At 36.6% G+C, this 14,741-nt stretch carries 14 protein-coding genes; 4 read left to right on the top strand and 10 right to left on the bottom strand.

Annotated elements, in window-relative coordinates:
• Positions 1-175: 175 nt before the first annotated feature.
• Positions 176-781, bottom strand: a complete 606-nt coding sequence (gene recR / locus H4J56_RS07860; protein WP_070376214.1) for a recombination mediator RecR — start codon at positions 779-781, stop codon at positions 176-178.
• 141 nt (positions 782-922) lie between these two features.
• On the opposite strand from recR, the gene H4J56_RS07855 reads away from it, so the two are divergent.
• Positions 923-2,191, top strand: a complete 1,269-nt coding sequence (locus tag H4J56_RS07855) for an MFS transporter (protein WP_182259145.1) — start codon at positions 923-925, stop codon at positions 2,189-2,191.
• A 26-nt stretch (positions 2,192-2,217) separates the two neighbouring features.
• Here H4J56_RS07855 and H4J56_RS07850 read toward each other — a convergent pair whose 3' ends face one another.
• The 4 genes from H4J56_RS07850 to H4J56_RS07835 form a co-directional block, all read right to left on the bottom strand.
• Positions 2,218-2,790, bottom strand: coding sequence for an outer membrane beta-barrel protein (locus H4J56_RS07850; RefSeq protein ID WP_182259144.1), 573 nt, complete (start codon positions 2,788-2,790; stop codon positions 2,218-2,220).
• Between the two features lie 13 nt (positions 2,791-2,803).
• Entirely contained in the window at positions 2,804-3,013 is a 210-nt protein-coding gene (locus tag H4J56_RS07845) for a helix-turn-helix transcriptional regulator (protein ID WP_070376211.1), read from the bottom strand.
• Positions 3,013-3,594 (bottom strand): DUF2975 domain-containing protein, encoded by a 582-nt coding sequence (locus H4J56_RS07840; RefSeq protein ID WP_070376210.1) that lies wholly within the window; start codon positions 3,592-3,594, stop codon positions 3,013-3,015. The genes H4J56_RS07845 and H4J56_RS07840 overlap by 1 nt, the downstream gene beginning before the upstream one ends.
• Positions 3,595-3,754: 160 nt before the next feature.
• Positions 3,755-4,672: an aldo/keto reductase family oxidoreductase gene (locus H4J56_RS07835; protein WP_182259143.1), complete on the bottom strand. Its 918-nt coding sequence runs from the start codon at positions 4,670-4,672 to the stop codon at positions 3,755-3,757.
• 109 nt (positions 4,673-4,781) lie between these two features.
• Here H4J56_RS07835 and lgt point away from each other — a divergent pair, with 109 nt between their 5' ends.
• The 3 genes from lgt (at position 4,782) to H4J56_RS07815 (ending at position 7,983) form a co-directional block, all read left to right on the top strand.
• The gene (lgt, locus tag H4J56_RS07830; RefSeq protein ID WP_070376208.1) at positions 4,782-5,570 is read left to right on the top strand and encodes a prolipoprotein diacylglyceryl transferase; all 789 of its coding nucleotides are present in this window, start codon (positions 4,782-4,784) and stop codon (positions 5,568-5,570) included.
• A gap of 13 nt (positions 5,571-5,583) precedes the next feature.
• Entirely contained in the window at positions 5,584-6,420 is an 837-nt protein-coding gene (locus H4J56_RS07825; RefSeq protein WP_182215410.1) for a ribonuclease H family protein, read from the top strand.
• 630 nt (positions 6,421-7,050) lie between these two features.
• Positions 7,051-7,983 carry an exopolyphosphatase gene (locus tag H4J56_RS07815; protein ID WP_182215412.1) on the top strand — a complete coding sequence of 311 codons (933 nt, stop codon included), beginning with the start codon at positions 7,051-7,053 and terminating at the stop codon, positions 7,981-7,983.
• 85 nt (positions 7,984-8,068) lie between these two features.
• On the opposite strand, the gene H4J56_RS07810 is transcribed toward H4J56_RS07815, so the two are convergent.
• From H4J56_RS07810 to H4J56_RS07790, 5 genes are all read right to left on the bottom strand, one after another.
• Complete coding sequence (locus H4J56_RS07810; RefSeq protein ID WP_182215414.1) at positions 8,069-9,022, bottom strand: glyoxylate/hydroxypyruvate reductase A; 954 nt, start codon at positions 9,020-9,022, stop codon at positions 8,069-8,071.
• Positions 9,023-9,044: 22 nt separating this feature from the next.
• Positions 9,045-9,632: an LURP-one-related/scramblase family protein gene (locus tag H4J56_RS07805; protein ID WP_182215416.1), complete on the bottom strand. Its 588-nt coding sequence runs from the start codon at positions 9,630-9,632 to the stop codon at positions 9,045-9,047.
• Between the two features lie 114 nt (positions 9,633-9,746).
• On the bottom strand, positions 9,747-10,688 hold the full coding sequence (locus H4J56_RS07800; protein ID WP_182259142.1) for a DUF2785 domain-containing protein: 942 nt from the start codon (positions 10,686-10,688) through the stop codon (positions 9,747-9,749).
• 153 nt (positions 10,689-10,841) lie between these two features.
• A complete protein-coding gene (locus H4J56_RS07795) occupies positions 10,842-11,663 on the bottom strand; it encodes a transporter substrate-binding domain-containing protein (RefSeq protein WP_310733765.1) in 822 nt (273 codons plus the stop codon).
• 550 nt (positions 11,664-12,213) lie between these two features.
• Complete coding sequence (locus H4J56_RS07790; RefSeq protein WP_182259141.1) at positions 12,214-14,205, bottom strand: hypothetical protein; 1,992 nt, start codon at positions 14,203-14,205, stop codon at positions 12,214-12,216.
• Positions 14,206-14,741 lie beyond the last annotated feature (536 nt).

Raw genomic sequence — 14,741 nt, 5'->3', positions numbered from 1 at the left:
AAATATATCCTACATTTATCGGTGTTTAAAAGAGAACATGCAAATATGATGCTCACGTTGATAGATAACATGTGGGGCTAAGAGAAATTATTTCAAGGGAATGTGATGTTTCTTAGGTAAAATAAATTTAAAAATATGCTTTGAATATGTGTTCAATGCATAAATTTACTCAAGATTAGAATGAATAGCTCTTACGTCCTGATAAAGCATGAGATAAGGTGTTACCGTCAACATATTCAAGTTCACCACCAACAGGCACACCATGGGCAATTCGAGAAATAACCACTTGATATTTTTTAGCCAGTTCGGCAATAAAATGTGCGGTAGCTTCTCCTTCAACCGTTGGATTGGTTGCTAAAATAATTTCCTTAAACTGATCTGTCGCCAGTTGTTTCTCTAATATATCTAAGCCAAGATCATCGGGTCCAATACCATCTAACGGCGATAAGTGCCCCATTAAAATAAAATAACGTCCTTGAAACTCCCCGGTTTGTTCTATAGCAATAACATCACCTGGACTTTCAACAATACAGAGCTGCTGGTTTATAAGCCGCTTAGCACTTTGGCAAATTTCACAGGTATCATCTTCAGTAAAATTTCGGCATTGTGAACAATGACCAATATTTTCCATCGCCACTTTTAATGTACCCGCAAGCTTAGCGCCGCCAATACGATTACGTTCAAGTAAATGAAACGCCATACGCTGCGCCGATTTAGCGCCAACACCCGGTAAACATTTAAGTGAATTGATTAATTCTTGAACCAGTGGACTAAATTTCATAACAACCTTAAAACAATGTTTAGCTAATTTTCAACGCAGGCAGTTTATCAGTTGAAGCATAAAAACCAAGATAAATTATTCTCTCGTCACTAAAAATAATACGCTATGATAGTCCAAGAATAATTATCAAAACGAATCGCTATGTTATCCAATATTTTTATTACCTTAGCCTTACTCATTGTCAGCGCTTTTTTCTTATCACGATATTTCACTTTACCTAAAAACATTTGGCTGCTTTTTATTGCCCAACCCCTTGTTATGGCGGCATCACCGGTGATTGTTTTTATTGGCGGTATATTGTCGACCCGTATGGCAAGTGATCCTTCTTTAGCGACCCTCCCCGTTACCGTGATGATTTTAGGGGTAGCCTGTGGTGCTATTCCTGCGGCTATGTTGGCAAAAAATAAAGGTCGCCGCTTTGCGATTTTTACCGGTTATAGTGTTGGTTTAGTTGCGACCTTAACGGCAATGGTCTCTGCACTTATTGCTAACTTTGAACTCTTTGTCTTTGCTGGTTTACTCTTTGGTATTAGTACCTCATTTATCCAGCAATTACGTTTTGCAGCAATTGAGAGTATTAAGGACGATAAAGATATTCCAACCGTGTTGTCGATTTTAATGCTAAGTGGCATTTTTTCCGCTTTTCTAGGCCCTGAAATAACCGTAGTCGCGAAAGATTGGTTAGCATCTCCCTATGGATATGCTGGCTCATTTTTAGTGTTAGCCGGATTAATCGTTTGTGCGATGATTATTATGCTGAATTTTAAAAACACCCAGATTGAATCTCATCAACAAGTGGGCGACACTCGCCCATTGAGTGAAATTATCAAACAACCTATTTTTATTATTGCAATATTATCAGCGGCTATTGGTTTTGCCTTAATGAGTTACTTAATGACAGCAACCCCCTTGAGCATGCACCAGATGAGCGGTCATAGCTTACACGAGACAAAATGGGTAATTCAAAGCCATATTGCCGCGATGTTTATCCCTTCACTTTTTACCGCTTGGTTAGTAAAAAGAATCGGCTTGAAAAGCTTAATGTTAATTGGCACAGTGATTTATGCGTTAGTCGCTGTTGTGGCACTTTCTGGCGAGCAGGTTATGCACTATTGGTGGGCACTGATTTTATTAGGCATAGGTTGGAATTTTTTGTTTTTGACTGGTACAACCTTACTGCCGCAAAGTTATAAGCCGAGTGAACGACACAAAGTACAAGCAATTAATGACTTTATTATTTTTGGTTTACAAGCAACTGCATCGTTACTCGCTGGTTGGGTTTTATTTAAAGCGGGTTGGCATACAGTAGTTCTTACGAGTATGCCCTTTATTGCCATACTCTTTGCAGTAACTTGGTTTTACTATATTAAAGACAGAAAAAAAGCCACCAACAAGGCAGCTCAATCTTAGCGATACCAATAATAGTATCAACTTATTTACAGGTGGTCATCGTTGTCTGAAAGACCAACGCCAATAGAAAAAGTCATTTTTTCAGCTACCTCAAACTCTAGACCAGCGATTGCTTTATAAGCAATCTGCTGATTTTTTTCTTCACCAAAAAGTGCACTCTGGTTCGTTTGCACCGCGCCAAGGGCTAGTTCAATAAATGGTGAGACATTATCACTTAAGCTAACATAGTTAAAACGAGAAGTTGCCCATAATCCCAGTGATTGATAATTACCCGAAGAAACTTGCCGTTCTTTAGATAAATGATTGGCGTCAACATTTTCAGCTAAGCCACTAAAATGTGCTTTGGCATAATGAATTGAAACCTCTGTCGCTAGCTGCCAGTCGTCATTCAATTGATAACGCTTACCTACACCAAGATAAACTTCAGGAACAAGATCAATTTGAGTCTCACTTAAGGCTAAGTTAGCTAAATTATCATAATGGCTTAGACCAAAACCAACAAAAGCATACGATTCCTCATCAGTTGCTATTGCCGAAAAGCTTACTAGGTGACTCACTAAGGCTCCACAGGTAATCATTATCGCTATAGATTTGTTCATCTTCATTCCTTGTTTATTGATCTTTTTCATAAAGTAAAATATCGCCTGGCTGACAATCTAGTGTTTGGCAAATGGCTTCAAGCGTTGAAAACCGTATCGCTTTTGCTCGACCACTTTTAAGTACAGATAAGTTTTGTGGCGTTATGCCTACTGACAAAGCAAGATCGTTTAATTTCATTTTACGTTTTGCTAGCATAACGTCCAGTTCTATAATCATAGCCACTAGATAACTAACTCCTGCTCTTGATGCAAGCTAGTCGCTTCGCTCATTATCCAAGCTATCACGTATATCACTAAACCAATTAATAAAAATCTTAACTCATCAGAGCCTAAGCTTATGTATAACGATAACGTATCAGAAGCTCCTGAAAATCGTAATACTAAGGTCACCACTATCGGATAAAGAAGCTTTAAGGCAATCCAAGCTAATAGCACAGTACCAATATTTTTAATGCATTGAATATTGGCGACAGTGAATACTAAACCCTGCTGATATAAACCAAATAACTTAAACAAAGACCAATAAATTAAAAGGCTTGGCAACAAATCTGCACTGCCTAGTATAAGCAAAGCGTTAAAACCTTCATCGGTTAAGGCTAACGCTAAATTTTCCCAACTACCTGAAAAGTCGATATTGGCCGCTGAAGAAATAAATGAAAAATTGTCAGTTAGCTCAAAGGTGCCTTCATTATTAACCCCAAAGAGTAATAAAAATGTAAAGCTGAAAACTTGCATAACAACAAATAGCGCAACGAGTGCCCTAACTATTTTACTTACTTTGCTGATCCTATGATGCGCTAACATAAAACTTATAACCTAAATTTATTCAATAAGCCTAATGTAGCAGAAAAAACATGCTTATCAATCTATTTTTACCGATAAACGATAAATAAATACTGTTGTATAATTACCCGCTGACTTTAGTTAGCGAGAAAAACGATTCAATATCGATTCACCTTCCTCGCTAGGGAACAGCTTGACCATTTCTCGCTTCAAATAATCGATACCAATCTTCACGGCTATAATTAAGCTCTAGTGCTACTTTTGCAGCAATAATTCGTTCTGGTGTGGTCGAACCAATAATAGGAAATATCTTCGCGGGGTGTTTTAGTAACCAAGCAAGAATAATTTGCCAAGGTTGACAGTTATACACTTGTGCTTGCGAAGTTAACTCCTCGGCGATACGTTGTTCATCTTCAACTGAAAAGGTATTCCCCCATGCAGAGTAGGCAACACCACCTAACGGGCACCAGGCAATTGGCGATAGTTTATCTTGTTGACATTGATCCAAAGTGCCGTCATTTAACGCATCAACATTATGAATATTAATTTCTATCTGATTCACCAATAACGGTAAATCTAATGCACTTTGTAACATCGCTACTTGTGAGGGTTTAAAGTTACTTACGCCAAAATGCGCAACTTTACCGCTGTCTTTGAGTTGTTTAAAGGTTTCGGCGACTTCATTAATATCAAATAAATAATCAGGGCGATGTAATAAGAAAAGATCGAGTTGCTCGGTATGCAAACGCTTTAAAGAACCTTCTACACTCGATAAAATATATGTTTTGCTAAAGTCATAGCGTGTTGGCGCATAAGTATTTTCATTGTTTTTTGGACGAATACTTGCTTTGGAGGTAAGGATCATCTTTTCTCGTAAGTGCGGTAATTGCTTTAACAATTCACCAAATAATTGTTCACTTGCCCCTCCACCATAAATGTCAGCATGATCAAAATGATTGTAGCCTGCATCAATCGCGCTCTGCACCGCACGTTTGCCTTTATCGATATCATTAACTGATTGATCACCTGCAATTCGCATACAACCATAGATTAATCGTGATGACTGGAGTTCGCTCTTACCTAAACTATAATTTTTCATTACAACTTTGCTCTCGTTTTATCGCTAATTGACTGACATAATAGCGACTTTATGGTTGTTGTTCATCAACAACTCAATCACTGCATACGTATAAATAAGGTTTTTTTCATTGCAACATTTTATTTGGGATATTGATCCAGTTTTACTTTCTATAGGTCCTTTAAGCGTTCATTGGTATGGCGCGCTATTTGCTGCCGCTATCATATCGGGTTTACAGGTGATGAAATGGGTGTATCAAACAGAGCACAAAAACCTAGAGGCTCTGGACAACTTACTGATGTATTCTGTATTTGGTATAATTATTGGTGCTCGCTTAGGCCATTGTTTTTTTTACGATCCTCAATATTACTTTGCTAATCCTTTAAAGATACTGGCCATTTGGGAAGGTGGTCTTGCTAGCCATGGCGGCGGTTTAGGACTTATTATTGCATTAGGTATATACGCAAGAAAGTATCAAGAAAACTATTTATGGCTGCTCGACCGATTAGCTATTTGTACCGCACTCTTTGGTGTATTTGTTCGTTCAGCTAACTTTGTTAACTCTGAAATATTAGGCGTTGCCAGTGATGCGCCTTGGGCTATTATTTTCGCGCGTATTGATAATATACCTCGCCACCCTGCGCAACTTTATGAAGCGATTGCGTATTTACTGATTTTTATTATTCTCTTCTTTATCTATAAAAAATCAAAAGATAAAACGCCTAAGGGTTCATTATTAGGCTTATTTTTAATATTAACCTTCACCGCTCGATTTTTAATTGAGTCAGTAAAAGTTAAACAAGCTGCTTATGAGTCGATTTGGGCGTTAAATACCGGGCAAATGCTGAGTATTCCATTTTTTATCGCTGGTATCGTTTTATTAATATGGTCGTTATCTGCCAAGAACAAACTAAAATAAACTGAGTAGCATAATGAGTAAAAAATATTACGTGGTTTGGAAAGGATCAAAAACAGGTGTCTTTGACAACTGGACAACGGTTCAATCCGTAACATCAGGGCGTGCTGATGCTCAATTTATGGGGTTTCCTTCACAAGTTGAAGCAGAAGCCGCTTTTAAGTCAACTTACACCAAAGCATTAACCCAGCGATCCTTAAAAACACCACCACGCAACGGAGCTGAATACCCCGCTGCGGCTAAAACCGCAAGTTCATCATTGAGTCGAGCAACAGCTTCAGCAAAACCTGCTGGCAGCACAGTACGCAGCGATCGTGAAGTCACTAAAGCTAATATCGATATTTATTGTGATGGTGCGTGTTCGCCCAACCCTGGAAAATCAGGGACTGGTGTCGCTGTTTATCATCAAGGTGAAATTCATAGCCTTTGGTATGGTGCCTATAACGCCAATGGTACTAATAACACCGCTGAGTTAATTGGAATGTTACAAGCCTTTAAATTGGCGAAAGCTTATATTGAAGCTAATCCTGGTAGAACCATTCAAGTACTGTCTGATTCAAAATACTCCATCGACAGCATCACGAAATGGGCAACAGGATGGAAAAATAAAGGTTGGAAAAAAGCAAATGGCGAAGCGATTAAAAATCCAGAGTTAGTCAAGGTTTGCTATACACTCTATCAAGAAATTAAAAAACATATTGCTATTACTCATGTTAAAGGTCACGCGAATATTGAAGGTAATGAGCTCGCCGATCGCATGGCTGTACTTGCCAGAACGTCACAAGAAATGAATTTTGTACAATATCAGCAAACAATAAATATTCGCGAAATATTAGCAACCGAAGCGGGATAATAGATCAATATATAATGCGGCCATATAGTCAACGTTCTCATTGGTTAAATGCCGCATAACCTCAAAATAAATAGGAAAAATGCAACGATATTCAATTGTTTCTTTTTTCCTACTTTACTTAAATTTTTCGGTGCTTTGCTCAATCTAAGCTATACTCAACATTCTATTTCTTATCAGAAACGTAGCCATTATCAATCTCTCAAATCATACAATATCTTGTATATTCTCCCAATTAGGTATGAATAACGTCCAAGCAGATATAACAAGTTTTGCAGAGACTCATAAAGCTATTCCAGTAAGATTACCCTTGTATTAAGCAAAAATATAGAGCCGATCACAAGTCATTATTTTAAAAGAAGCCGTGCAGGAGGATGCTAACTGGTCTGAAATGACTTACAGCTTGGTTTGTTCATTAGGTTAATGCGAGAGCAATACATAGAAAATTAAACCTAGGCATAAACTTTTCAAATAGAATCGAGATAAAAGAATCATAAATAAAATAATCTACACATAAAGCACTTTATTTAACCTTAAAGTTGATTCCGCGCATTAATCTACTTTAATTATGCTTATATAAACAATATAGTGTTAAATAACAGAGTGTAAAAATCTATATAATGGAGATAATAAATGTCGGATAATAAAAAATACCGTTTAGTAACACGTAGTGATTTTGATGGTTTAGTTTGTGCTATTTTACTCAAACATATTAATTTAGTTGACGGTATTCTCTTTGTTCACCCCAAAGATATGCAAGACGGAAAGATAGCGGTTGGGCCAGATGATATTTCCACCAACTTACCTTATGTTGACGGTGTTCATATCGCTTTTGATCACCATCATAGTGAAACACTTCGTAATAAAAAACGAGATAACCATGTTATCGACCCTGATGCGCCTTCAGCTGCTCGCGTTGTTTATGACTACTACGGTGGCCTAGAAACTTTCCCCGCAAGTTGGACAAGCATGATGGAAGCGGTAGATAAAGGTGATTCAGCACAATTTAATAAAGAAGAAGTTTTGCATGCCAAGCGATGGGAATTACTTAATTTCATTATGGACTCACGCACAGGTTTAGGCCGCTTCAGAGAGTTTCGGATTTCGAACTATGAACTGATGATGGACTTAATTGATTTTGGTAAAGATCACAACATTGACCAATTACTCGCACTCCCTGATGTTAAGGAACGCACCGATCTTTATTTTGAGCATGAAGAAAAATTTAAAGAGCAAATTAAGCGCTGTGCAACCGTACACAATAACTTAGTTGTGCTGGACTTAAGAGAAGAAGAAATTATTTACTCGGGTAATCGTTTTGTTATTTATGCCTTATTTCCACAATGTAATATTTCAATTCATGTTATGTGGGGGCTTAAAAAACAAAATACTGTTTTTGCTACCGGTAAATCTATTTTTGATCGCAGTGCAAAAACAAATGTCGGTGAACTTATGTTGAAATACAATGGTGGTGGGCATAATGCGGCGGGAACCTGTCAAGTTCCACATGATCAAAATGAAGCTTGCCTTGCCGAACTTATTGCGACGATTAATGCCGATGGCTAAGTCGCATTAGTCAGACTCACGGCTCAATAATAGCTTACTATTGCCGTCAAAAATGATGGTAATAGTAAATCGCTAATCAAAAATATTAATAGCCTTTATTCCAGTCAATATAAAAAGGTATCTGGTCGTTACTTCGATATTGTTTAATGTTCTTGGTCACTATTTCACCTGCACTTTCAAAATGTGTCGGCGCAGAAATATGGGGAAGAACCGTTATTTTTTCATTCGACCATAAATCATCACTTTTATCTAAAGGCTCTTGTTCAAAAACATCTAGAATTGCATGTTCAAGATTGCCATTGGCTAAGTGATTAATAAGGTCGTGATTAGCGACGATACCCCCTCGAGCAAAGTTAATAATACTGGCGCCTTGCGGTAGGTTTGTCAGCAGATCATCGTTGATGAGTTGGTAGGTCGCTGAAGTAAGTGGTAGTAAACAAATTAAGATATCTGTTTGCCTAACCATAGTCACTAATCCCTCGTCTCCTGAATAGCATGTAATGCCATTAATTAACTTATCACTTTGACTCCAACCAAGCACATTAAAGCCATTTTCATGCAAACGTAACGCGCTCAACTTACCTAATTGACCTAAACCTAAAATACCTAAGGTGCGCTCTTGTGGCAGTAAATAGCGATGTTGTAGCCACTGCGCTGATTTTTGTTGTTGTAAGTATTTTGGCATATCACGATGTAAATAAAGCACCCAAGTTAAGACCGCCTCACTCATGGTTTGCGCTAATATTGGATCAATTAAACGCACAAGTTTAAAACTTGGCGTTGGTTTATTATCACTTAATTGCGAAACTAGCGCATCGACCCCTGCCCATAGGCTCTGTACCCATATGAGTTTGGGGTATTGAGACAAGATATTAGCATCTGGATTAGCAACAATAGCGATTTCGCATTGAAGCTTTTGCTCAACAGACAAGTCTTTATCAAGCTTAATTGCTTCATTTGGCAGCTTAGTTGATAATAGCGCTAACCAAGCATCCTGCTCTTGCTGGGCAAGTTGACTAACAAAAGTAATAACAGCCATTGTTAAATGTTTCCTCTTAGCATTATTCTTTTAAAACCATATCAATACACATTACGGCAGCAAGGATCAGCTTTCTAATCGGGTGATCTTCAGGAACATCAGCAGAAATTTCTAATGCGTAATTGTCTGCACTGGTAAATAACTCTTTACCTATGCCACCCCATTCTTTCGATATATGAGCAAGTTCATCATTGCCATCCATAAAGCGAAAATTCCAACCAACCCAGTTGCCCTTTAACTGACAGACAAGTTGGTCTTGGTTATCAAAGATATCGAATTTTCCACCGATTGAAAATAATTTTTGTTTAAAGTAACCAACCGCATTACCGTCACAATCAAAAACAGTTACTTTTGAAATAAATAAAGAGATACCACGCTGAATTCGGATGATACGCTGATCGTCAGGCGTACGTATTTGAACATCAAAAGGTGTCATGGTTTTGTAGTCAGTGAAACGCAGCATTTTAGTAAAAAAGCCTAAATTAGGCTCTCGACATTCCATGATGATATCCCCTGTTTCAGGATCATAAATGTCGTAATTATTTGCCGCTTTAAATAGGCCAACATGCTCTTTGATTATATAAGTATTCTTATTAATTCTAGTATTCATTAAACGCTCACTCCGTGAGTTTAGCTATTGTTGTTATTACGAAAATCATTGATGATAATAGTTGTCTTTGCTTTTATATTGATTGAAATTACCATTAAACCATACAAATTGACGTTATTTAGTCGCTTTAATCACTTGCTCTAAATAGGTAGACATTTCAGTTAATACTTTATTCTTACTGGGTTTTATTGTGGCATATAACGCGTATAAAAAACTCTGTGTGTTATGTAATTTAATTAACCCTTGTTCACTTTGATAAACATCTTGCCATTGATTGAAAGGAGCAGGATCAACCACTTTAATAAGCCAAAGGTTAAAATCATCAGCAGAGTATTGTTCTCGTAAAAAAACATATATAACAGCCATAGCGATACGTTTTGACTCTCCTTGAATATATGAATGTTGATCATTAGCAGTAAGTTGGCTAGCTAAAGCGACCAGTATCTTATCGAGTTGCGCTTTGTTAACTTTAGGGTTTAACGCCAATTGCAGCATAAGGTCTGCAGCGTGAGCGATACTATGTTGCCAGCCAGTTTTAGTTGAAAAACCGCGATAATCTTTTACATTAGTTAAAAAACTCGTACCGACATTGACTAAATAGTCTCTTTGGTCAGCGGTTAAAAAAGGTGAGTGCCTATCGACACGAACCACTTCAGCTAATACCAAGATTGAGAATGACTGATAGACACCAAAGGTGTCAGTTACTTTCGATTCTAAAACACGAGTTAAGTAGTTAAAAATTTTAATATGTATTGCTTGGCTAAGGTGTTCGTTTCGCAACCAATAACTTAATGCTTCAAAAGCGACACCATCTCTTATTTCAGCATCTGGGCTTGCTAAACAAGCCAGTAATTGTAGTGCTAAAGCTTCTTTATCTGCTTTGTTTTCAAGGGTAAATTTATCTTCTTTGAGTTGTAGTAGATTTTTTTTATGCCATTGCTTCGATAAACACTGTTTATTGACTTGCTGCGCATTGATCAATACTTCATTAGCAGAGAAGGCAGAGCTACTGATAAAAAGCATTAATATTATTGGTATTTTTAATGAAAATTTCATTTTACATCCTTTTAAAGTTATTTAATTATCTTAAAAATAAGCACATCAGGATACCACCACATCGGCAAAAAAAACATAAAATGAAGACGTTAGTGAGTTGTATTGAGAAAGGATTTAAGAACGATAGTAATTAACAGAGTTTGCATATAGCAATCATTGGTGGTTTAAACTGATGACTTGCTTTTCAGCTAAGGCAATTAACGTTTCTAATTCACCACTTTGTTGCAGACGCATTATTTCTTGGTTAATAAGAGCAACCAAATTTTTATTTTTCTGATGTATATAATGATAAAGAGGAAAAACAGCTAATGGCTTTTTTGCAGGAATTATGTTTTGGTAACCCAACTTTTTCAAGATTAGCTGACCGTCTATAGTATTGGTCAAGACAACATCAACTAAGCCACTTTGTAATATTTTAAACATATTTTCAGTGCTATTCATTTCGACAACATTACTTAAGCCATTCGTTATATTATCGGTGTGTTTTACACCTCTAATTTTGGCCAATTTATATCTTTTTAAATCATCTTTACTGACAATATTGAGCTGCTTACTTGCTAGGCTAAATGGCATAGTTTGCAAAGAATAATAAGGAGTAGGAACTCTGATCATTTCTTTGTTCTCATCTGCGTAGGACCAAATTCTCATTATTTCGCCATCACTTTGGCCGATACTCGCTAACAATTCCGCTCTTTTAGCGGGTAAAGGCGTAATAGTAATATCTATTCCAATATTTTTATAAATTTGAGGTAAAACAATCCGACCGACTTCTTGTTCGATCAGTAATTCAATAGAAGCAAAATTGTAGTGGAGAGCTTTAGGCAGTAATAGATAACTATGCTTTGGATTAATGGCTGAATTATCATATGAAATATTAGTAGGTGTAACTATTGAGTGAGCAAGTACATTTGGAGATACCATCAAAATGAAGCATATACCAATAAGTAAAAAATAAAGACTGAATATTACTTTCACTTGGACTACCACCTTCAAATTAATGCTTATAAAGTATAATCCTTTTGGTAACGACCTCCTTGTTTTTCTTGAAAACTTTACTTATGCAGAGCCTATTCGATAGGACCATAATATAAATTGGCGGGTAAAATGACAAGTAAAACCTTAAAATGCGGCCCGGCATACTTTGCTCAGTCAGATATAATAGCTATCTAGTGGCACATAACAATATCGCAAAAGGTTAACAATCGGGGCAAAATTTAAACATAAAAGCCTACTGTTCGATTAACTAGACCGGTCACGTGATACTCGTTTTAGCTAAGGCATGACTTCGCGTCATGCGAGTCGTGGTTTAGTCATAGGCCTACCTTTTCATACTCTAGGTTGCATATTAGAGACTTACGCAATGAACAACACGTAATATTTTTCACTCTGACCTAGTGTTTTATTCACAAGACTAAAGCGGCGACAAGACAAGCTAGCTTTAAAATAAAAAACCCGCTAGATAGCGGGTTTTAAAGGTGAATTAATCAGACTAAACTTACTGATATAAAATAATCAACATTGATATTTATTGTACCGGGATATTAATAGTACCCGTAACAATGTCACCCGCTTTTGTTTGATAAGCATATTCAAACGTTAGACTATTTTCCGAGCTATCTAAATCATCAGAAGCGTATATAGACGTTGAGGCGCGGTAAACTTTCTGATTGTCTGATTGAGCGGTTCCTGTTTCAATCGACGTTTGAAGACTTTCGGTAATTAATGTTTCATTTTCAGCAAGTTTGACTAGTCCCAATGGTGAAACATTATAAGTATTACTATCTCTAACAAGAGTAAAATTTCTTACTGAATTATAACTGACGCCGTCTTCTGTTACCGAGTAAAGACGCATTGAAAAGCTTTGTAACGTTTCAATTGATGATGGTAGATATAAATAAACACTGCGATCATAATTTGAAGGTGAAGAACTATCACCCGCTGAATTGGAGAGAGTAATCGCATTTCCGTTGCTGGTAAAATTATTGTTATCTAAATGTACGTCATTAATATCAAAGTCATCATTATTTTCGATATAAAACGAAAGTGAATCATTATTAACATCGACAGATTTTTCTGTAGACTTCACAACTAAGTTACCGACATTGTATTGGTAATTTTGACCTTTAGGCAAAGAGTTAACCGGCGTAATCGTAAGTTTGGTGTCATTTAAACTCATCTCAAATGAAACAGGAATATCTACCATGCCACTAACAACTGTAGTACCGGGTAAAATAACATCAGTCGATGAATCATTACCTTTAACAACGGTAAAACCAGAAGTATTAGTAAGTGATAGGCTACTTGCTGATGCGGTAATAGCTTGAGAGTAGAATACACTGAAACTTTTATCGATATAATTTACTTCATTTGCCGCAATAACGACCTCTAAAGAAGAGCTATCATTAGTAACAACTCTTGGCATAACCGCTAACTCAACAACGTCAGTATTAGCGATATTATAACAACAGTTTTCTAAAGCACCTGAAATGTTGACTCTTAAGCTTTCATCATCGTTCTTATTCAGTGATATTGAAGCACTTTGATAAGAGATATCGTTTGCCATAAATGAAGGGATTTCTACTCGTGAGTAATCGCCAAACATTGCTGAAATCACATACTGTTCTGTTGCAGCATCAAAAGTAGAAGTCGTCTGTGTACCCGCAGAATCTGTTGAGAATAACTCAGCACCTAAAATAACATTCGCACTTGCATCAATCATTGTAATGCGAAATTCAATCTCTGTTAACGGCATTTTTTCTTCAACATAAAGCGTTAATGATTCATCAGTATTCGATGATAAAAAATATAAATCATTGCTATTAATGTTGTTATTTAACTCAGGGTTATAATCTATTTCACCATCTTTATTGAGATCTAAGTTGGCTCTAACCATAGTATTTAGAAACTTTGGTATGGTGATATGGTAAACACCGTTGGCTTCATTATAAGTCGAGTGATGTTGATACTTATTCGATCTTGAACTAGTCCCATAATGAGACGAAGCCTTAAATGCTAATCCAGTAAGAGGCAATCCTGATGTTTTATTAATAACAGTTATTTGCATATCTTTAGCTGTAGAAACTTGAAATGGATCTAAATCATTGACCGTATTGACTGCATTTGAATAACCCGTATTAATGAAATATGTACGTGATAAAAATTCATTATTGCTACTTTCAATAATCATTTCAATATCAGAATTAGCAGGAAGGTTTTCTAGTTTAAACTCGCCACCGTTGAAGCTAACGCTATCGACGAGAACAACATCAGCGGCAATAATTGTAATGTTCGAGGTTGATACAGCTTGATTATCCAATGCATTAACAACGATACCCGTTAATGTAACAGAAGCGGCAGGAGTACCAGGATTGATAGAATTGTTAGTGCCACTAAGAATTTCATTTTGTGCTTGGATTGCTTGCACTACATCTTCGTTATTATTGTCGTTTTCTACTTCTAAACATGCTGTTAATAAACATAAAGAAACGCTTATCATCACTAGATTTACATACTTCAATTTTACTTTCCTTTTAAAATTTAGAAGGGAAATAGAATCAAACAATCTTTGTCGTATCGAATTCCCTTCAATAGAGCAAAAATGTTAACACATAATTAAATAACAGTTAACAACCTTAGTGTAATTATTGATGTTAATAATAAATAAAAATAGGATTTAACATTGGACGACTTAATTAACATACCAGTTATCTGACAAGTTCCGTATAAAAAAATTATGGAATAACGGCTTGGGGATTACGATATGGTTTAATGCTAGTTTATGCAAAAGCGCTCTTTGTGCTCAAAGAGGCTTCGGCGTTCACCCCTCTTTGGGAGTAGTCAGCCTCCTGAAAATCAAACCCTTTAACAAAACCAAAGCTGGTAAATTAAAGTGAGTGTTTTCTAATATGACGAGAATCGATATTTAAATAAATTCAGCATGAACTCAAGCTCCGTCATCCTGACCCCAAATTCCATCATCCTGAACCCAACCTCCGTTATCCTGAATCCTTACTTAGTCATCCTGAACTTGTTTCAGGATCTCGACATTAACAA

It is taken from the genome of Colwellia sp. BRX8-4, from assembly GCF_014077345.1.
In the GTDB taxonomy this organism is placed as follows: domain Bacteria; phylum Pseudomonadota; class Gammaproteobacteria; order Enterobacterales; family Alteromonadaceae; genus Colwellia_A.
This window is presented reverse-complemented; position numbering and strand designations above follow the sequence as displayed.

Bases quoted from the DNA above. Each gene is read 5' to 3' on its own strand.
- H4J56_RS07835 (WP_182259143.1), bottom strand. From the start codon at position 4,672: ATGAAAAATTATAGTTTAGGTAAGAGCGAACTCCAGTCATCACGATTA.
- H4J56_RS07810 (WP_182215414.1), bottom strand. From the start codon at position 9,022: ATGGCTGTTATTACTTTTGTTAGTCAACTTGCCCAGCAAGAGCAGGAT.
- H4J56_RS07850 (WP_182259144.1), bottom strand. From the start codon at position 2,790: ATGAACAAATCTATAGCGATAATGATTACCTGTGGAGCCTTAGTGAGT.
- recR (WP_070376214.1), bottom strand. From the start codon at position 781: ATGAAATTTAGTCCACTGGTTCAAGAATTAATCAATTCACTTAAATGT.
- H4J56_RS07825 (WP_182215410.1), top strand. From the start codon at position 5,584: ATGAGTAAAAAATATTACGTGGTTTGGAAAGGATCAAAAACAGGTGTC.
- H4J56_RS07805 (WP_182215416.1), bottom strand. From the start codon at position 9,632: ATGAATACTAGAATTAATAAGAATACTTATATAATCAAAGAGCATGTT.
- H4J56_RS07800 (WP_182259142.1), bottom strand. From the start codon at position 10,688: ATGAAATTTTCATTAAAAATACCAATAATATTAATGCTTTTTATCAGT.
- H4J56_RS07815 (WP_182215412.1), top strand. From the start codon at position 7,051: ATGTCGGATAATAAAAAATACCGTTTAGTAACACGTAGTGATTTTGAT.
- H4J56_RS07840 (WP_070376210.1), bottom strand. From the start codon at position 3,594: ATGTTAGCGCATCATAGGATCAGCAAAGTAAGTAAAATAGTTAGGGCA.
- H4J56_RS07855 (WP_182259145.1), top strand. From the start codon at position 923: ATGTTATCCAATATTTTTATTACCTTAGCCTTACTCATTGTCAGCGCT.